18 protein-coding genes are annotated in these 17,292 nt (G+C 74.8%); 12 read left to right on the forward strand and 6 right to left on the reverse strand.

Annotated features, from left to right (window positions below; translation table 11 throughout):
- The first annotated feature begins 49 nt into the window (after nucleotides 1-49).
- Complete coding sequence (locus tag ACGF12_RS29055) at nucleotides 50-1,555, forward strand: UbiD family decarboxylase (protein WP_393036259.1); 1,506 nt, start codon at nucleotides 50-52, stop codon at nucleotides 1,553-1,555.
- 64 nt (nucleotides 1,556-1,619) lie between these two features.
- Nucleotides 1,620-2,282: an SDR family oxidoreductase gene (locus tag ACGF12_RS29060; protein ID WP_393036262.1), complete on the forward strand. Its 663-nt coding sequence runs from the start codon at nucleotides 1,620-1,622 to the stop codon at nucleotides 2,280-2,282.
- Nucleotides 2,283-2,375: 93 nt separating this feature from the next.
- Here ACGF12_RS29060 and ACGF12_RS29065 read toward each other — a convergent pair whose 3' ends face one another.
- A complete protein-coding gene (locus tag ACGF12_RS29065; protein ID WP_387630412.1) occupies nucleotides 2,376-2,939 on the reverse strand; it encodes a UbiX family flavin prenyltransferase in 564 nt (187 codons plus the stop codon).
- Between the two features lie 276 nt (nucleotides 2,940-3,215).
- Here ACGF12_RS29065 and ACGF12_RS29070 point away from each other — a divergent pair, with 276 nt between their 5' ends.
- The 3 genes from ACGF12_RS29070 (at nucleotide 3,216) to ACGF12_RS29080 (ending at nucleotide 6,082) form a co-directional block, all read left to right on the forward strand.
- Nucleotides 3,216-4,028 (forward strand): hypothetical protein, encoded by an 813-nt coding sequence (locus ACGF12_RS29070; RefSeq protein WP_393036267.1) that lies wholly within the window; start codon nucleotides 3,216-3,218, stop codon nucleotides 4,026-4,028.
- A 110-nt stretch (nucleotides 4,029-4,138) separates the two neighbouring features.
- The gene (locus ACGF12_RS29075; RefSeq protein ID WP_393036270.1) at nucleotides 4,139-4,900 is read left to right on the forward strand and encodes a YcnI family protein; all 762 of its coding nucleotides are present in this window, start codon (nucleotides 4,139-4,141) and stop codon (nucleotides 4,898-4,900) included.
- Between the two features lie 195 nt (nucleotides 4,901-5,095).
- Nucleotides 5,096-6,082, forward strand: a complete 987-nt coding sequence (locus tag ACGF12_RS29080) for an ArsR/SmtB family transcription factor (RefSeq protein WP_393036273.1) — start codon at nucleotides 5,096-5,098, stop codon at nucleotides 6,080-6,082.
- 79 nt (nucleotides 6,083-6,161) lie between these two features.
- On the opposite strand, the gene ACGF12_RS29085 is transcribed toward ACGF12_RS29080, so the two are convergent.
- Both ACGF12_RS29085 and ACGF12_RS29090 read right to left on the reverse strand, forming a co-directional pair.
- Nucleotides 6,162-6,941 carry an alpha/beta hydrolase gene (locus ACGF12_RS29085; protein WP_393036276.1) on the reverse strand — a complete coding sequence of 260 codons (780 nt, stop codon included), beginning with the start codon at nucleotides 6,939-6,941 and terminating at the stop codon, nucleotides 6,162-6,164.
- 125 nt (nucleotides 6,942-7,066) lie between these two features.
- Nucleotides 7,067-7,420, reverse strand: coding sequence for a DUF6401 family natural product biosynthesis protein (locus ACGF12_RS29090; RefSeq protein WP_393036279.1), 354 nt, complete (start codon nucleotides 7,418-7,420; stop codon nucleotides 7,067-7,069).
- 142 nt (nucleotides 7,421-7,562) lie between these two features.
- Here ACGF12_RS29090 and ACGF12_RS29095 point away from each other — a divergent pair, with 142 nt between their 5' ends.
- The 3 genes from ACGF12_RS29095 to ACGF12_RS29105 all read left to right on the forward strand — a co-directional run bounded on the left by ACGF12_RS29095 (nucleotide 7,563) and on the right by ACGF12_RS29105 (nucleotide 10,400).
- Nucleotides 7,563-8,489, forward strand: coding sequence for an LLM class F420-dependent oxidoreductase (locus tag ACGF12_RS29095; RefSeq protein WP_393036281.1), 927 nt, complete (start codon nucleotides 7,563-7,565; stop codon nucleotides 8,487-8,489).
- 193 nt (nucleotides 8,490-8,682) lie between these two features.
- Entirely contained in the window at nucleotides 8,683-9,300 is a 618-nt protein-coding gene (locus ACGF12_RS29100) for an AAA family ATPase (protein ID WP_393036284.1), read from the forward strand.
- 137 nt (nucleotides 9,301-9,437) lie between these two features.
- Nucleotides 9,438-10,400: a zinc metalloprotease gene (locus ACGF12_RS29105; protein ID WP_393036287.1), complete on the forward strand. Its 963-nt coding sequence runs from the start codon at nucleotides 9,438-9,440 to the stop codon at nucleotides 10,398-10,400.
- A 1-nt stretch (nucleotide 10,401) separates the two neighbouring features.
- Here the strand turns inward: ACGF12_RS29105 and ACGF12_RS29110 are convergent, their stop codons facing one another.
- Entirely contained in the window at nucleotides 10,402-10,767 is a 366-nt protein-coding gene (locus ACGF12_RS29110) for a hypothetical protein (RefSeq protein ID WP_393036290.1), read from the reverse strand.
- 75 nt (nucleotides 10,768-10,842) lie between these two features.
- On the opposite strand from ACGF12_RS29110, the gene ACGF12_RS29115 reads away from it, so the two are divergent.
- Complete coding sequence (locus ACGF12_RS29115; RefSeq protein ID WP_393036293.1) at nucleotides 10,843-11,295, forward strand: universal stress protein; 453 nt, start codon at nucleotides 10,843-10,845, stop codon at nucleotides 11,293-11,295.
- Between the two features lie 67 nt (nucleotides 11,296-11,362).
- Nucleotides 11,363-12,169, forward strand: coding sequence for a DNA-formamidopyrimidine glycosylase family protein (locus tag ACGF12_RS29120; RefSeq protein WP_393036296.1), 807 nt, complete (start codon nucleotides 11,363-11,365; stop codon nucleotides 12,167-12,169).
- A 46-nt stretch (nucleotides 12,170-12,215) separates the two neighbouring features.
- Here the strand turns inward: ACGF12_RS29120 and ACGF12_RS29125 are convergent, their stop codons facing one another.
- Together ACGF12_RS29125 and ACGF12_RS29130 are read right to left on the reverse strand one after the other, a co-directional pair.
- A complete protein-coding gene (locus ACGF12_RS29125) occupies nucleotides 12,216-12,851 on the reverse strand; it encodes a uridine kinase (protein ID WP_393036299.1) in 636 nt (211 codons plus the stop codon).
- 44 nt (nucleotides 12,852-12,895) lie between these two features.
- A complete protein-coding gene (locus ACGF12_RS29130; protein WP_393036302.1) occupies nucleotides 12,896-14,212 on the reverse strand; it encodes a PQQ-binding-like beta-propeller repeat protein in 1,317 nt (438 codons plus the stop codon).
- Nucleotides 14,213-14,335: 123 nt separating this feature from the next.
- Here ACGF12_RS29130 and ACGF12_RS29135 point away from each other — a divergent pair, with 123 nt between their 5' ends.
- Nucleotides 14,336-14,533 (forward strand): hypothetical protein, encoded by a 198-nt coding sequence (locus tag ACGF12_RS29135; RefSeq protein WP_393036305.1) that lies wholly within the window; start codon nucleotides 14,336-14,338, stop codon nucleotides 14,531-14,533.
- Nucleotides 14,534-14,665: 132 nt separating this feature from the next.
- A complete protein-coding gene (locus tag ACGF12_RS29140; protein ID WP_393036308.1) occupies nucleotides 14,666-17,266 on the forward strand; it encodes a SpoIIE family protein phosphatase in 2,601 nt (866 codons plus the stop codon).
- Nucleotides 17,267-17,292 lie beyond the last annotated feature (26 nt).

Consider the following 17,292-nt stretch of genomic DNA (forward strand, 5'->3'; position numbering starts at 1 on the left):
GCGATATCGGGCGTGTCTAGCGTCAGGCGCACGAACGAGGAGGACTGTCGTGAATCACCTCAAAAGCCTTCGCGCCTTCATCGACGCCCTGGACGCGATCGGCGAACTCCAGCCGATCGACAAGGAGGTCGACTGGCGGCTCGAACTCGGCGCGGTGGCCCGTCGCACCTACGAACTGCGGGCCCCGGCCCCGCTCTTCAACTCCGTCACCGGCATCGAGAAGGGCTTCCGCGTGCTGTCGGCGCCCGGCGGGCTGTCCGCCCAGCCCGGCCTCACCTACAGCCGCATCGCACTGGCCCTCGGCCTCCCGGCGGACGCCAAGGGTGCCGAGATCGTCACCGCACTGGCCGACGCGCGGCAGCGCGAGCCGATCCCGCCGGTGGTGGTGGAGCGGGCCGCCGCGCCCTGCAAACAGAACGTCATGACGGGCGACGCGATCGACCTGCTGAAGTTCCCCACCCCGCTGATCCACGACGGCGACGGCGGCCGCTACATCCAGTCCTTCGGGATGAACATCGCGAAGACGCCGGACGGGTCGTGGACCAACTGGTCGATCAACCGCATGATGCTGGTCGACCACAACCGCCTGGCCTGCCTGATCCCGCCGCCCCAGCACCTGGGGATGATCCGCGCGCAGTGGACCGAGCAGGACGAGGACATGCCGGTCGCGGTCGCGCTCGGCGTCGAGCCCGGCCTGCCCTACGTCGGCGGCATGCCCCTGCCGGAGGGCGACGACGAGTCGCACTTCCTCGGCGCCTACTTCGGCGAACCGCTGGAGCTGGTGCCGGCCGAGACCGTGGACCTGCTGGTGCCCGCCACCGCCGAGATCGTCATCGAGGGCTACGTCTCCCGCACCGACCTGGTCGAGGAGGGCCCCATGGGCGAGTACCCGGGCTACCTGGACCGCGGCAGCCACTCCCCCAAGCCCGTGCTGCACGTCACCGCCGTGACCTACCGCGACGAGGCGATCCTGCCGGTCGCCGTCGCCGGCGCGCCGGTCGAGGAGGACCACACCGGTTGGGGCCTGCCGCACGCCGCCGAGATGACGCACGTGCTGCGCGAGGCAGGGTTGCCGGTGTCGGCCTGCTGGGGCGTGCTGGAGTCGGCGGCGCACTGGTGGGTCGTCGCACTGAAGCCGTCCTGGCACGAGGACTCCGGCCTGGACTCCAAGGACATGGCCCAGCAGGTCGGCGAGGTGGTGTTCGGCGCGGGCAAGCTCGCCTTCGGCGTGCCCAAACTGCTCCTGGTCGAGCACGACTTCGACATCGCCGATGCCGGTCAGATCATCTGGGCGTTCGCCAGCCGCTCGCACCCGGAGCACGGCGAGGCGCACTTCCCCGCCCAGCCGCAGAACATCATTCCGGTCTATCTCGACGAGCACGAGCGGCTGAGCTACCACGCCACCAAGGTCGTCTACAACTGCCTGCTCGCCGACCGCTTCCCGGCCGACCAGCGGCCGGTGGCCTCGGACTTCGCCCACAACTGGTCCCCGGAGCTCCAGCAGCACGTGCTGGACAACTGGGAGGCCTACGGTTTCAAGAGCGCGAAGGAATGAGGCGGCCCGGCTCGCCGCCACCTCCGCCCGTGTGCCCGTCCCCGAGAGTTGAGAGAGAGTGATCATGACCGACAAGGGCAGTGCCCTCATCATCGGTGCCGGCCCCGGCCTGGGCATGGCCGTGGCCCGCGCCTTCGCCGAGGCCGGCCACGCGGTCGCGCTGATCGGCCGGACCGACCCCAAGCTGAAGGAGCTGGCCGCACAGCTCCAGGAGGAAGGCCACACCGCGCACGCCTACCAGGCCGATGCGGCGGACCCGGCGCAGCTGCGTTCCGCGCTGGACGCCGCCGTCGCCGACCTGGGCGCCCCGGAGTCGCTCGTCTACAACGCCGCCTACGCCCGCCCCGACACCCCCACCGCGGTCAGCCCGGAGGGCTGGGCGGCCAGTCTCACGGTCAACGTCATCGGCGCGACGGTCGCGGCCGGTCACGTGATCCCGGCCTTCCGCGGCGGTCGCGGGACCGTCCTGATCACGGGTGGCGGCTTCGCACTCGCGCCGTCCCCCGACTACGCCACCCTCTCGGTCGGCAAGGCGGCGCTGCGCGCCTACGCACACGCCCTGCACGAGGAGCAGCGCGACGCGGGCGTGCACGTCACCACGGTGACCGTCGGCGGCTTCATCCGCCCGGGCGACGAGCGGTTCGACCCGGCGACCATCGCCAAGGTCTACGTGGAGTTGCACCAACGGCCCCGGGACCAGTGGCAGCCGGAGTACGTCTACGCGTGAGGCGGGCGTGGGGGGGGGGGGGGGGGGCGCCGCCGCCCCCCCCCCCCCCCCCCCCCCCCACGCCGTGCGCGCCCGGAGGTCCACACGGGAGGCTCATTCACCCCAGCGCGGCAGGTCCGGCACGTCGATCCCGAGCAGGTCCAGCGCCCGACCGGCCGTGTGCTCGACGATCTCGTCGACGCTGCCGGGCCTGAGGTAGAACGCCGGCACCGGCGGCATGACGATCCCGCCGGATTCGGTGACCGCGGCCATGGCCCGTATGTGACCGAGCGTCAGCGGGGTCTCCCGCACCATCAGCACGAGGCGGCGGCGCTCCTTGAGCGTCACGTCCGCCGCCCGGGTCAGCAGGTTGTCGCCGTTGGACTGCGCGATCGCCGACAGCGTGCGGATGGAGCACGGCGCGACGATCATCCCGGCAGTGCGGAACGAGCCGGAGGCGATGGCCGCGCCCACGTCGGCGGCCCGGTACACGACGTCCGCCATGGCAGCCAGATCCGCCGCCGACAGGTCCGTCTCGTACGCCCGGGTCTGCTGCCCGGCGGGCGTGACGACGAGGTGCGTCTCGACGCCGGCCTTGCGTGCCAGCTCCAGCACCCGCAGCCCGTACACGATCCCGGTCGCACCACTGATACCCACGACCAGCCGACGTCTGTCCATCCATCCTCCTCCAGTGCGAGGACGACGTTAGGCAGCCGCACCAACGCCCCTCTATCGCCGCACTATCGCGACGAGTCCTCTCCAGCGGCCGGAACGACCACGCCGACCTGCCGTTCGACGTCAGCGTCGCCTGAGCGCAGGGTCCGCGTCGCTCACCCGTTGTGCCGCTTCGGTGGCCGCAAGTGTCGGGTTGGGAACGATCCGGGGGAGCCCGACCGGAGCGATGGAGGCCGGTGTCATGATGTCCCGGCCATGTCTGCCCCGAGAACCGATCCCGTGCCTACGGCGGCGCGTGCCGCCGCGCTCGACCTTCGCGTACTGCGGGCTCTGCCCTTCGCGACGGTCTGCGTCGCGCTGGCCGCCTTCGGGCACGGGCTGGCGTCCGGCAGCGCGGTAGCGCCGGGTGCGCTGCTGGTCGGGTGGGTGCTCGTCGGCGCCGTCGCCGTGCTCGCCGCGCGGCGGGAGCGCTCGCTGCGGGCGATCGTCGGTGGCCTGGCCGCGGGACAGGGGGGACTGCACGTCCTCTTCCACGCCGCGCAGTGCGGTCGGCGTCCTCCAACGGCCGCCGGCCCGGCCAACCCGTCCGCCGCCATGGCCGCGATGCCCGGGATGCACAGCATGTCCGGCATGGCCGGCATGTCCAGGGCGCTGTCGGCGGGCAACGGTCGCTCCGGTCCGTCGGCCGCCCATGCCGCGGCGGGAAGCAGTGCGGCTCCGCACGCCGTCGTCGCGGCGACGCACGTGTCCTTCTGGAGCCATGCGGCGCTCCTGGGGCTGAGCCCCGCGATGCTCGTCGCGCACCTGGCGGCGACCGTCGCCGCGGGATGGTGGCTGTGGCGGGGCGAGGTGGCCGTGTGGCGGCTGGTCCGGCTGACCGCCGAGACCGTCACCGCGACGGTTCACGCCCGCGCGGCGTCGCTGCGCGGGGCGCTGGCCCTGTTCGCGGTGCTGCGCGGCGGGACACACGGACGGTCGCGGGCCGCTGCCGTGCACTTCGTGCCCGCCGAGGGCCGGTGGTGGCAGCCGCGGTGGACGCTGTTGCGACACGTGGTGATCAGGCGCGGCCCGCCGCTGGTACCGGCCGTCTGACCGGAGCGGGAACGCCGTCCGGTCACGGCCGTCCGCCCTCCCTCTGATCCCATACGCGTGCTCCGTCTCCACGGGCGCACGCGTACCTCCGACCCGGAGACCACACAGCCATGAGCCTGTCCCTGAAGAAGCGTCTCGCCGCCGCCTGCGCCCTGGGCGCCGCGACCGTACTCGGCGCGGCCGTCCCGGCGTCCGCGCACGTCATCGTGCAGCCGAACAGCGTGCCCAAGAACGCGACCGACCAGACCTTCGCGTTCCGCGTGCCCAACGAGGACGACAAGAACAGCACGGTGAAGGTCGAGATCGACTTCCCCACCGACCACCCGATCCCGTCCGTCAAGGTCGCGCCGGTGCCGGGCTGGACCGACGCGATCCAGACCACCAAGCTCGCCACCCCGATCCACACCGATGACGGCGACATCACCGACGCCGTCTCCCAGGTCGTGTGGACCGGCGGCCAGATCACCCCCGGCCACTTCCAGGACTTCACCGTCGACCTCGGCGCGCTGCCCGACGGCACGGACAAGGTCGTCTTCAAGGCCCTGCAGACCTACAGCGACGGCACCGTGGTGCGCTGGATCGAGGAGCCCCAGGACGGCCGGCCCGAGCCGAAGAACCCGGCGCCGGTGCTCAAGCTGACCGCCGCCACCGCCGGCGACTCCGACGCTCCCGCCCCCGGCGCCGCGGCGAGCGCCAAGGCCGACCCGGCGCCGGCGACCACGACGGGCACCGCGACCGCGAAGGCGAGCGGCAGTGACTCCACCGCCCGCGCACTGGGCATCGCGGGCATCGTGGTCGGCGTCCTCGGCGCGGTGACGGGCGCCGTGCTCGGCCGCCGCGGCCGCGGCACCGGCGCGGACACCTCGGCGTAAGGGCCCGGGGCGGGGGGGGGGGGGCCGCCCCCCCCCCCCCCCCCCCCCCCCCCCCCCCCCCCCCCCCGGCGGACGTCCGGTCCGTCACCCGGGCGCCCCCTACGAGCCTGGCCGGGCCCCGAACCGCCCGCAAACGATTCGGATCTCGCCGAACTGTCTTGCGGCCCGGACGGTTCCGGGGCGACGATCGGCACCGTGCTGCGAATCTTCTTCGGTAGGGACGACCTGGAACGCCTCCGGGTGGCCGCGCGTCCGGACATGTCGATGGAGCTGTCACTGAGCGTGCACGCCCTGGTCAGCGGGCACCGCGATCCGCGCTTCAAGCCCTGGCGGGACCGGCTGCGGTCCTCCTGGAACCCGCGCACCGCGCTGCTCTTCGACCTCTACACCCGCTCCGCGATCCCGGAGTTCCTCACCGTCCGCCGCGACCCCGGAGCTACCGAGAGCGCCACCGCCGAGGCGCCCGAGGAGCCGCTCCGCGAGCACCTGCGATCGGTCGGCGGGGAGCGGCAGTTGAGCGCCTTCGCCCGGGGTGTGGCGACGGGGGACCGACGGGCCAGGAAGCTGCTCGGCAACGTCACCGCCGAGTACCAGACCCGGGCGATCGACCCCTACCGGCGGCAGATCGAGACCATCGTCACCACCGAGCACGGCCTCCGCCGCAGGATCACCGAGCCGGACCAGGTGCTGCGCTCGCTGCACCCGGCGATCTCCTGGCGCCGCCCGGTGCTCACCCTCCCGCTGGTCGGCGGCTGCCGGCACGACCTGCGACTGGACGGTCGCGGACTGCTGCTCCAGCCCTGCGTGTTCGGCGTCCGCCGCCCCGTCATCGCCCGCTTCGAGGACCCGGAGCAGCAGCCCGTCCTCCTCTACCCCGCCAGGATCAACGGCCCCTTGTTCGCCGAAGCCGAACCCACCCCGAGCCGCACCCTCACCGCCCTGCTCGGCCAGACCCGGGCCGCCGCCCTGGAGGCGATCGCCGACCACGGCCCGTGCTCCACCAAGGACTTGGCCGCCCTGCTCGGCATCTCCACCGCCTCCGCGAGCGAACACGCCACCGTCCTCGCCGAATCCGGCCTCAGCGCCAAGGAGCGCGACGGCCGCACCGTCACCCACCGGCCCACCCCGCTCGGCCGCGCCCTCCTGGCCGGCCGTCTCCCCGCGCCCCCGGCCGCTTCCTAGCAGCCCGCACCCGTATCCCTACAGGTGCACCCCTGTACGGTTCACCCGCCCAGGTGGCCGCCGCGCCGGGGTGGCGGCCTCAGACGTTCGCCGGCAGGTTCGGCGCGACCCGGGGCTGCCGGGGCAGCGGCAGCGTCAGCGCCTCCCGTGAGGTGGCCGGCAGCGCCAGCGCCGAGGCGGTCTCGGCCGGGAGGGGGCGCAGGCCCAGGAGCGCGGTGGTCAGGCGCGTGGTGGCGCGGTGCCAGTCGGGGATGCGCTGGAGCATCGCGTGGCCGCTGCCGGTGACGGTGTAGCCGCAGACGCGGGCGCCGGCGGCGCGGCTGCGGGCGGCGAAGGCGTGGGTGTCGGCGGGCGGGGTGACGGTGTCGCGGTCGCCGTGCAGCAGCAGGACGTCGCGGCCGGCCAGGTGCTCGCAGGGGTCCTCGGCCGGGCACCAGGGGGCGAGGGCGATCAGGCCGGTGACGGAGGGGTGGCCGCCGGCCCGCAGGACGGCGCGGCCGCCCATGGAGTGGCCGATCAGGACGGTCGGCACCGGGCCGAGCAGCGCGGCCGCCTCGTCGAGGGCGGCCAGGGCGTCCCGGGCGGCGTCGGCGCGTTCGCCGTTCCAGCCGCGGTGGCGGTAGCGGACGGTGCCGACGGCGATCCCGGCGCCCGCGGTGTCGTGGCCCAGCGAGCGCAGGAAGCCGCGCATCCGCAGCAGCGGCAGGTTGAGGCGGCCCGGCCGGGAGAGGTTGTGCTCCTCGCCCCCGTGCAGAACCAGGACGGCGGCCCGGGCCCCGGAGGGCCGCACCCGCCATTGCAGCACCCGGTGCGCGGCCGCACGGCTGTCCGTACCGCTGTCCGTACCGCTTCCGATCACCTGCGCACCCTCCCGCCACACGGCCCGATCCTCCGGGTCGCCACTGTACGCGTGCGGACGGCCGCAGCGTTCACCCGACGGAACCATCCCGGACAACCGGGCGCGCTCGGAACCGGTGGCGGAACTCAGACCTCCAGCAGGCCCTGTTCGCGCACCAGCCAGCAGATCGCGGTCAGCCGGAGAACGGCGTAGTCGTAGCCCACCGGCTCCCGCCAGCCGATCTCGGCCAGCGCGTCCAGGAAGCCCAGCGCGTAGTCCGCCAGTTCCGCACGGTCCAGGGGCCGGGGCGTCAGCTCCGGCCCCTGCGCGTACAGCAGCTCCCGCAGCATCGCCACGTGCTGGTCGACCGCCGCGACGAAGCCGGGCTCGAAGGCGAGCTCGGCCAGCCGGGGCGTGAAGGAGGCCACGATGCCGGGAAGCGGGCAGCCGTCCGGCCCGTCGGGGGAGGGCTGAAACGATTCGTCGGGGGTCGCGAACATCCGTCCAAGGTAGGCGAACCGGCGGGTGGGCAAGCCGACCCGTGACGGTTCCGTGGTGAGACCTTGGCCACCTTCGGAACGTTCCGTGGCATGGCCGGTTCCCTGCGCTCACGGGCGGGTGGTCTGTACCAGAATGGCCCGCATGGATCTCCGCATCTTCACCGAGCCCCAGCAGGGCGCGAGCTACGACACCCTCCTGAAGGTCGCCAGCACCGCCGAGGACCTCGGCGTCTTCAGCGCCTTCTTCCGCTCCGACCACTACCTGAAGATGGGCGACGCCGACGGCCTGCCCGGCCCCACCGACGCCTGGATCACCCTGGCCGGCCTCGCCCGCGAGACCAGCACCATCCGCCTCGGCACCCTGATGACCGCCGCCACCTTCCGGCTGCCGGGCGTCACCGCGATCCAGGTCGCCCAGGTGGACGCGATGAGCGGTGGCCGGGTCGAGTTCGGCCTCGGCGCCGGCTGGTACGAGGCCGAGCACACCGCCTACGGCATCCCCTTCCCCAAGGAGAAGTTCGGGCGGCTGGAGGAGCAGCTGGAGATCATCACCGGGCTGTGGAGGACCAAGCTCGGCGACACCTTCGACTTCTCCGGCGAGTACTACACCCTCACCGGCTCGCCCGCGCTGCCCAAGCCCGCCCAGGAGCGCATCCCGGTGCTGGTCGGGGGCTACGGCCCGAAGCGCACCCCGGCGCTGGCCGCCCGCTTCGCCGACGAGTTCAACCTGCCGTTCGCCTCGGTGGAGGACACCGCCGCCCAGTTCGGCCGGGTCCGCGAGGCCGCCGAGCGGGCCGGGCGCCCGGCCGACGGGCTGGTCTACTCCAACGCCCTGGTCGTCTGCGTCGGCCGGGACGACGCGGAGGTGGCCCGCCGGGCCGCCGCGATCGGCCGCGAGGTCGACGAGCTGAAGGCCAACGGCCTGGCCGGCACCCCGGACGAGGTCGCGGAGAAGATCGGCCGGTACGCGGCGGTCGGCAGCGAGCGGGTCTACCTCCAGGTGCTCGACCTGGCCGACCTGGACCACCTGGAGCTGATCGCCTCCCGGGTCGCCCCTCAGCTGGGCTGAAGGTCAGTCCTGCGGGTCCGCGCCGGGTCCGCCAAGACCCACAAGACAGGCCCGGCTGCCCGCACCGGCCCTCCGTACCCGCCCTGACCACGGGTCTTTACTCGTTCTTGGGAATACGCCATGCTCCTGGGGGAGGAACCAGGAAACGGTGGGGGGCGGGCCGGTGGCCGGGACACGAACAGCGAGGGCGGCGGTGCCCACGGCGTCGCCGCCCCGCACCGCCGACGGCCGGGCGATCCGAGCGGGCCTGCACGAGCTGCGCGGCCCCGGCCCGGCCGTCCTGCACTACCCCGCCGGCGATCTGCTGGTGGTCACCGGACTGCCCGGCAGCGGCAAGAGCACCCTGATGCGCCGCAGCATCCGCGCCCCGCTGGTCGACTCCCAGCAGATCCGAGAGGAGTACGCGGCCCGGCTGCCCGGCTGCCTCCCGTACGCGCTCTACCGCCCGCTCGCCAGGCTCGCCCACTACCGGCGGCTGCGTCGCGCCGTCCTGGGCGGCGGGCCGCTCGCCGTCCACGACTGCGGCACGCTCCCCTTCGTCCGGGCCTGGCTCACCCGTGCCGCCGCCCGGCAGGGCCGACGGGTGCACCTGCTGCTGCTCGACGTCGACCCGGCCGAGGCCCGGGCGGGCCAGCGGCGGCGCGGACGCGGCGTCTCCCACTACGCCTTCGCCCGGCACCGGGCCGCCGCCGACCGGCTGCGCCGGCTGCTGCTCGGGGCCGGGCGGCCGCCGGCGGGCTGTGCGTCGGCCGTGGTACTCGACCGGGCCGCCGCGCGTGCCCTGCGGGAGATCGACTTCACGGCGTCGTAGTCTCGGCGAATCCGCGCCGGGCACCGCCGGTGGGCTTTCGTCGGTGGCTGCGCCCGGTGGTCAGCGGCCGGGCGCCGACGGGCGGGCGCGTGGCGCGGGCGACACCCGGTCACCTTCCTTTCCCGTCAGGAGCGCTGATGCGCCGTACCGCCCGGGCGCGCTCGCGCGCCCCCCGCCTGTTCCCCTGCGCCGCCGCGCTGGTCGCCGCCGCCGGACTGAGCCAGCTCGCGGCCCCGGCCCCGCACCACGCGGTGGCCGCCGCAGCGGTCTGTGACGGCACCGACGCCGCCGCCCGCAAGCCGGCCGGCAGCCGGGCCGGGAAGGACCCTAACGCCGTCAGCGCCGCCGAGGCCCGGGCGATGCAGACGGACCTGGACGACCGGCTCGCCGAGCTCGGCTCCGCCCACGTCCCGCTCGCCGCCGTCCCGACCATCGTCCCGGTGTACGTCCACGTGATCCACGCCGGGGACGCCGGGCGGCTGGACCAGGGCGTCGTCGCCACCCAGATCGACCACCTCAACGCCACCTACGGCGGCCAGGGCGCGGGCAACACCCCCACCCAGTTCCACTTCGAGCTAGCCGGCACCGACTGGACCGACAACGCCGCCTGGTACACCGGCATGACCCCGGGCTCCGCCACCGAGCGGGCAATGAAGACCGCCCTGCGCAAGGGCGACCAGGGCACCCTCAACCTCTACACCGCCCACCTCGGGCAGTCCCTGCTCGGCTGGTCGACCTTCCCGAACCTCTACCGCTCGAACCCCACCGACGACGGCGTGGTCGTCCTCGACGACTCCCTGCCCGGCGGGCCCGTCACCCACTACAACGAGGGCAACACCGCCACCCACGAGACCGGCCACTGGCTCGGCCTCTTCCACACCTTCCAGGGCGGCTGCCTGCCCCCGGGCGACTACGTGGACGACACCCCGCCCGAGGGCACGCCCGGCTACGGCTGCCCCGAGGGCCGCCACAGCTGCCCGGGCTCCGGGCTCGACCCGATCCACAACTTCATGGACTACAGCTACGACTCCTGCATGACCCAGTTCACCCCGGGTCAGGCCCAGCGGATGGCGAACTCCTGGGCTGCCTACCGCAGTTGAGTCAGCAGAAGACGTCGAGGTAGAGCAGCGTCCGGCCGTCGGCGGCGCGGAACCCGTACGCCCGGGGGTCCTCGGCCGAGGCCTTCCGCCAGGCGGCCGGACGCTCCTCGGGGGCCAGCAGCACCGGGACCAGGGCGTCCGGGAAGTCCTCGTGCCAGTCGCCCAGCGTCATCTCGTCGGCGCCGACCGCCAGCCGCTTGGCCGGCCGGCGCTCCAGCGGGCCCCGGGCCAGACGCCAGTAGCAGCCGTCGGCGTCCAGGAAGCCGCCCGCCGCGACCGGGTGCTCACGGCTCCGGGGCTCGTGGGCCTCCCTCGACGGCAGGGCGGCGAGGACCTCGGCGAAGCCGCCGCTGCGGCGGCGCGGCAAATACCGACCATTTGTCCGATTTGATCTATGTTTGGCGGGTTGGTGCCGAGCAGGAGCAACCGAAGGAGACACGGCATGACTGCCAACCCCCGGATCGTCGTCGGTGTGGACGGCTCGCCCGCCTCGGAGCAGGCGCTGCACTGGGCGGTCGACTACGCCAAGGCCGTCGGCGGGACCATCGACGCGATCGCCGCCTGGGAGTACCCGGCCTTCTACGGCTGGGGCGGGACGAGGGTGCCGGAAGACGTCTACAACCCGGAGGAGCTCGCCGGCAAGACCCTCGCCGAGAGCGTCGTCAAGGTGGTCGGCGACGACCCGGGCGTGCGGATCAACCAGAGCGTGATGCCCGGCAACGCGGCCGGGGCCCTGCTCCAGGCCGCCAAGGGCGCCGCGCTGCTGGTCGTCGGCAGCCGCGGCCGGGGCGGCTTCTCCGGCGTACTGCTCGGCTCGGTCAGCCGCCACCTCACCGAGCACGCGCCCTGCCCGGTGGTCGTGGTCCGCGAAGGCGTCGCGGCCGAGTCCGAGTAGCCCCCGGGGCCCGCCGGCAGCCAGGGGCGCCAGCCCGCCGGGCCGTCATGCGGACCAGAATGGAGTCATGCCAGAAGGTGACTCCATCTACCGCGTGGCGGCCCGGCTGCACGAGGCCCTCGCCGGGCAGCTGCTGACCAGCGCCGAGCTGCGGGTGCCCGCGCACGCCACCGCCGCCCTCGCCGGCCGCCGGGTGCTTGAGGTCCGCCCGCGCGGCAAACACCTGCTCACCCGCCTCGAAGGCGGCCTCACCCTGCACACCCACCTGCGGATGGACGGCCGCTGGGAGGTCTACCGCCCCGGCGAGCGCTGGACCGGCGGCCCGGCCCGGCAGATCCGCGCCGTCCTCGACACCGAGCGGGGCACCGCCGTCGGCTACCGGCTGCCCGTCGTCGAGCTGCTGCGCACCACCGACGAGCAGCGGGCCGTCGGCCACCTCGGCCCCGACCTGCTCGGCCCCGACTGGGATCCGGTCGAGGCCGTCCGCCGACTCCTCGCCCACCCCGGCCGCCCGCTCGTCGAGGCCCTGCTCGACCAGCGCAACCTGGCCGGGATCGGCAACGTCTACGCCAACGAGCTGTGCTTCACGGCCGGCCTGACGCCGTGGACCGCGATCGGCGAACTCCCGCACCCCGACCGGCTGGTGGAACGTGCCCGGCAGATGCTGGAGGCCAACAAGCTGCGCCCGGGCCACGTCACCACCGGCGACACCCGGCCCGGCTACCAGCACTGGGTGTACGGCCGGGCCGGACGGCCCTGCCCGCGCTGCGTCACGCCGGTCCGGTCGGGACGTCAGGGCGAGCCCCCACGGGACCGGATGGTGTTCTGGTGCCCCTACTGCCAGCGCGGCCCGGCCCCGGCGGGCAGGGCCTGACCGGCGGATCCCCGCCGGGTCCGCGGCGAGACCCGCCGGTCAGGCCCTACGGCCGCTCGACCAGGGCGGGGTGGCGCGGGTCGTCCACCCGCACGGTGACGTCGGCGGATTCGGCGGGCCCGGTCTCCGCCTCGTAGCGGGCGAAGGCGGGCAGCGTCCACTGCTGGTCGGCGGGGGTGCGGCGGGCCAGCGCGGCCGGGGTGAGTGCCAGATGGACGGTCAGCTCCAGCGGCAGCCAGCGGCCGAGCAGCAACGCGCCGTCCAGCACCAGCACGCCCCCGGGCGGGAGTTGCGTGTACGGGGCGCGGGTGGAGCGGTCGGTGACGGGGTCGCGCAGCGAGGGCAGCACCCGGCCGCTGCCGCCCGGCTCCAGCGGGTCCAGCACCTCGCGCAGCAGGGCGCCGTCGTCCAGCCAGAGGTCGTGGAAGGCGTCCGCGTCGTGGTGGCCGTACTCCAGCCGGATCGAGGCCGGGCGCAGGAAGTCCGCCGCGGACACGCGCAGCGCGGGGCGGCCGCGCAGCCGCAACGGCTCCACCAGGGCGTCGGCCAGCAGCTCGGGCCGGGCGGGCCCGGCGCCGTCCACGGCGACCCGCAGCCAGCGCTCGCCGGCGCCGGGCAGCGCGGTGATGCGGTCGGCGAGCAGTTCGGCCAGCTTGTCGGGGGAGATCGGGCGTACCTGCATCAGGCCATCCTGCCGTGTCGTCCCGTCCGCCGGACAGGCCCCAGCTAGGACAGCGGGAGGGCGTGCAGGATGTCGTCGTGGCCGGCGTAGAGGTGGTTTCCGTCGGCGGCGACGGTCCAGACGTCCCGGCCCGGGCCGGAGTCGTGGAAGGTCCACGCCGGCACGCCGGTCGCGGTGTCGACCGCGCTGACCCCACCCGCCGCCGGACCCGGGACGTACAGCGTGCCGCCGACGACCAGTGGACGGCTGCGTCGGTCCAGCAGGAACGGCAGGCGGTAGGACCAGAGCACCGCGCCGGTGCCTGCGTCGTGGCAGGTGACGAGGCCGTTGTCGTGCGGGACGAACACCCGGACGCCGTCCGGGACGGGCGGCAACGCCCGCCAGGACTCGCCCCGGGCGGGGGAGTGGGTCCAGCGCGGCTCGCCGTCGGGCCCCAGCCCGCGCACGCCGCCGTTGCCGTCCGGGACGAGGAAGTTCTCCCCTGCGGCAGCGCACCAGCGCAGGTCCTCGTCGCCGGGGGCGGTCCACAGCTCGCGACCGGTGGTGGCGTCCCGGACCACCAGCTCGGTGCGGTCGCCGAGGGAGCGGGCGCAGGCCACCAGGCGGGCAGTGCCCCTGGTGGCGGGGGCGACCGGCTGTTCCTGGTGGTCGCCGGCGACGGACCAGAGCAGGGAACGGCCGTCGAGCCGCAGCGCGAAGACCCGGTTGCTCGGCGCGGTGCCGTCCGCGCGGGGCCGGCCCCAGACGTAGCCGTAGAGGACGCCGCCGCCCATGCAGGTGAACAGGAGCTGGTCCTGCAGTTCATCGGGCAGCGGCAGGCTCCAGTCGCGGGTGGGGTCGGTGAGGTGGCGGGCGTCCAGGTGCCCTCGGGAGGTGGCGGTGAAGAGGTACTCGGGCCCGACCGCGACCTTCCCGACGGGCGGCTCGACGTCGCTCGGCCAGCCCGGGGGCGGCGGCGGGTCGAACACCAGCAGCCGTTGGGGGGCACCGCTGGCCGGGTCGAGGACCTGCAGCCCGGCCTTGGACAGGAACACCGGGCGGTCCGGCGGGGCGACCAGCCGCTCGGGGGTCATGGCCTGCGCGCCCCGGTACGTCCACAGCGGGGTCGGCCCGGACAGTGCGGTCGGCGTCGGCTTCGTCGGCTCCGGCACCGGCCGGTCGGAGCCCGAGCTCGCCAACGCCCACGCCGCCCCGCCGGCCGCCAGCACCCCGGCCCCGATCAGCAGCCCGCGCCGACTCAGCCGAGGCCCGTCCCCGCCCGCGCCGATCACGTCCCCGGGTGCCTCGGCCGCGCCGTCCGCCTCCCCGTCCCACTGCCACGACTGCTCCCGGGCGGACCCCTCGGACGACGGCGACTGCATCCCGCTCTCGCTTCCACCCCCGGCGGCCTCGGTGCCGCCACTCGCCGGGAGGATATCGAACAGTCCCCGAACCATCCGGAGCCGCCGCTCAGCCTCTCTCCGGGTTCGGAGACCACCGACCGGGTGGTCGAGCTCGACCAGTACGCCAAGGCCGGCATCCCCTTCTACTGGCGGGTCGAGCAGGGGCAGGGCCGGGTGCCGGTCGTCCACACGTATGTGCTGGACGCGGCGAGCCAGTCGTACCGGGCGGGCGAGCTGTTCGCCGGGCTGGTGAAGGCCGTGGTGCCGTACCCGGTGGAGGTCGACCTCACCGAGCTGTAGGCATCACCCCCTCGGCGGATGGCTCGCGCGGTGGGTGAGGGTGTCCGTGCCGGTGCGCGCGAGGTCGACGGGTGGCCCAGGGCGGTGGGGGCTCGCCTTGACACGGTTCCGGGGCGGACGTAGCAAGGGAGCATGCGCCGTCCGCATGCGACCGGGGCCGCTGAGCCGGTCCGCGAGGAGGTCCCGGAAACCCTGCCGGGACCGGTCCTGGACACGGCTCCGGATACGGGCTCGGGCGCGGTGCCGGGGGCGGTCTGGGAGTCGGTCGTGGAGGCTGCCCTGGAGGCGGCCCCGGAGGCGGTCCGCGAGCGGGACGAACTGCTGGCGGAGGCCGTCCGCCGGGTGCTGGGGTCCACCGGGGCGCACGGGGCGATGGCGTACCTGCGTTCGCGGGACCGCCGGTCGCTGGTGCTGTGCACCCTCGCGGGGGTGCCACTGTCGATCATGAGCTCGTTCCGGCGGGTCGCCGCCGCCGGGCCGCTGCCGGTCGCGGTCTGCTTCCGGACCGGCCGGACCATCGCGCTGGCCGACACCGAGGACACCATGCGGCGCTTCCCGCAGCTCGCGGTCGGCCTGCCGTACGACTTCGTCTCGGCCTGCGTGCCGGTGGGGTACGGCGGGGACCGGTTCGGGGTGCTCAGCGTGCTGTGGCCGGCCTCGGACGAGGGCGTGCCGGAGCGGGCGGCCGGTCAGCTGGACGCCATCGCCTCCCGACTCGCCTCCGGGCTTGCCGAGTTGGCCGGGTCCGGGCAGCCGGTCGAGCCGGCCGGGGACGCCGCCGTGGTGGAGCTTCCGCCGCCGGCGGTGCCCAGCACGAGGGTCGGGCTGTTCGACTGGAACACGGCCACCGGCGCGCTCGCCGCCGACGCGGTGTTCCGGGAGATCTTCGGCTTCGCGCCCGGCGAGTTCGACGGCACGGTGAGCTGTCTGACCCGCCGGATCGCCCCCGGGGACGTGCCCGAGTTCCGGGCCGCCGCCCGCACCGCCCTGGAACGCGGCGAGGTGCTGGCCGCCCGGGTGCGGGTGCTCGGGCCGAACGGCCGCCCGTACCCGGTGGAGCTGTGGGCCCGGGTGCCCGGCGCGATCGTCGACGGCCGGACCCACCTGGTCGGCGCCGTCCTGGACGTCCGGACCCTCACCGCCGCCGCGGCCGCCGTCGAGCGGCTGCGCGAGGGCGTCTTCTCGCTCGACCCGGACGGCCTGATCACCTACGCCAACCGCGCCAGCGAGCCGCTGCTGCGGGCGAGCCGGGAGGAGCTGGTCGGCCACCGCCTCTGGGAGGTGTTGCCCTGGCTCACCGACCCCGTCTACGAGAACCGCCACCGCGCGGCCCTGATCTCCCAGCAGCCCACCGCCTTCCTCGCCGCCCGCCCGCCGGACGGTTGGCTCGCCTTCTCGCTCTACCCCGACATCCACGGCGTCACCGGCCGGGTGGTCGCCGCCGAGGCGCCGCCGGGCGCGGCCGAACCGCCCGCCGCCCCGCCGCCGCCCACGACCACTGGCGTGGGCGGCACCCACCACCTGCTCCAGCTCGCCAGCGCGCTCACCGAGGCGGTCACCGTGCGCGACGTGTGCCGGGCGGTGGCCGAGGAGATCCTCCCGGCCTTCGGTGGCCAGGAGCTCGCCATCTACGGGGTGCGCGAGCAGCACCTGCACCTGGTCTCCCAGTTCGGCTACCCGGACGGCTTCCTGGACGGCTTCGAGGGCACCCCGCTCGACGCCCGCATACCCGGCGCCGAGACGCTCAGCACCGGCACCCCGATCTTCTTCGAGTCGGTGCGCGAGCTCGCCGCCACCTACCCCGGTCTGGCCCTGGACGAAATGGGCGCCTGGGCCTTCCTGCCGCTGATCGCCTCCGGGCGCCCGGTCGGCAGCTGCATCCTCGGCTTCGACCTCCCGCACCCGTTCACCGCCGAGGAGCGCGGCCTGCTCACCGGCCTCAGCGGCTTCATCGCCCAGGCCCTGGAGCGCGCCCGGCTCTACGACGCCGAGTTCGCCCTGGCCCGCGGCCTGCAGCAGGGCCTGCTGCCGCACCGCCTCCCGCAGGTGCCCGGCATCCGGATCACCGCCCGCTACCTGCCCGGCACCCAGGGCATGGAGATCGGCGGCGACTGGTACGACGCGATCGTCACCGGCGCGGACCTCACCCTGGTGATCGGTGACGTCGAGGGCCACAGCGTCGGCGCCGCCGCCGCGATGGGCCAGCTGCGCAGCGCCGTGCGCGCCTTCGCCAGCGGCGGCGAGCCGCCCGACCAGGTGCTCGCCCGCACCAACCGGCTGCTGCTGGACCTCGACCCCGGGCTGCTCGCCAGCTGCTGCCTGGTCCGCCTCACCCCCGCCGACGGCGCCGTCCGGATCGCCCGCGCCGGGCACCTGCCGCCGGTGCTGCGCCACCCGGACGGGCGGGCCGAAGCGCTGTACGTCCCCGGCGGGCCGCTGCTGGGCGTGGACGAGGAGGCGGCGTATCCGGTCAGCGAGCTACGGCTGCGGCCCGGCTCGCTGCTCGCCCTCTACACGGACGGACTGGTGGAGGACCCGGCGCTGGCGATCGACCAGGGGGTGGAGCGGCTGCGCGCCGCGCTGGACCACGGCCGGGCCGGGGAGGAGCTGGAGGAGCTGGCCGAGCGGCTGCTGCGCGAGGTCGGCTCGACCGGGCGGGTGGACGACGTGGCGCTGCTGCTCACCGCCTGCGGACCGGCGACTTTCGTCGGTGCGGAGGGCGACGAAGGGTGACCGCGGGCGCGGTGACCGCCCGGTTA

This window comes from Kitasatospora sp. NPDC048296, assembly GCF_043201815.1.
Classification (GTDB): Bacteria; Actinomycetota; Actinomycetes; order Streptomycetales; family Streptomycetaceae; genus Kitasatospora.

What these genes read in the sequence shown, in the direction of transcription:
- ACGF12_RS29090 (WP_393036279.1), bottom strand. Translation starts at nt 7,420, where the DNA reads ATGTTCGCGACCCCCGACGAATCGTTTCAGCCCTCCCCCGACGGGCCG.
- ACGF12_RS29060 (WP_393036262.1), top strand. Translation starts at nt 1,620, where the DNA reads ATGACCGACAAGGGCAGTGCCCTCATCATCGGTGCCGGCCCCGGCCTG.
- ACGF12_RS29065 (WP_387630412.1), bottom strand. Translation starts at nt 2,939, where the DNA reads ATGGACAGACGTCGGCTGGTCGTGGGTATCAGTGGTGCGACCGGGATC.
- ACGF12_RS29105 (WP_393036287.1), top strand. Translation starts at nt 9,438, where the DNA reads ATGCGCCGTACCGCCCGGGCGCGCTCGCGCGCCCCCCGCCTGTTCCCC.
- ACGF12_RS29095 (WP_393036281.1), top strand. Translation starts at nt 7,563, where the DNA reads ATGGATCTCCGCATCTTCACCGAGCCCCAGCAGGGCGCGAGCTACGAC.
- ACGF12_RS29125 (WP_393036299.1), bottom strand. Translation starts at nt 12,851, where the DNA reads ATGCAGGTACGCCCGATCTCCCCCGACAAGCTGGCCGAACTGCTCGCC.
- ACGF12_RS29115 (WP_393036293.1), top strand. Translation starts at nt 10,843, where the DNA reads ATGACTGCCAACCCCCGGATCGTCGTCGGTGTGGACGGCTCGCCCGCC.
- ACGF12_RS29075 (WP_393036270.1), top strand. Translation starts at nt 4,139, where the DNA reads ATGAGCCTGTCCCTGAAGAAGCGTCTCGCCGCCGCCTGCGCCCTGGGC.
- ACGF12_RS29120 (WP_393036296.1), top strand. Translation starts at nt 11,363, where the DNA reads ATGCCAGAAGGTGACTCCATCTACCGCGTGGCGGCCCGGCTGCACGAG.
- ACGF12_RS29130 (WP_393036302.1), bottom strand. Translation starts at nt 14,212, where the DNA reads ATGCAGTCGCCGTCGTCCGAGGGGTCCGCCCGGGAGCAGTCGTGGCAG.
- ACGF12_RS29140 (WP_393036308.1), top strand. Translation starts at nt 14,666, where the DNA reads ATGCGCCGTCCGCATGCGACCGGGGCCGCTGAGCCGGTCCGCGAGGAG.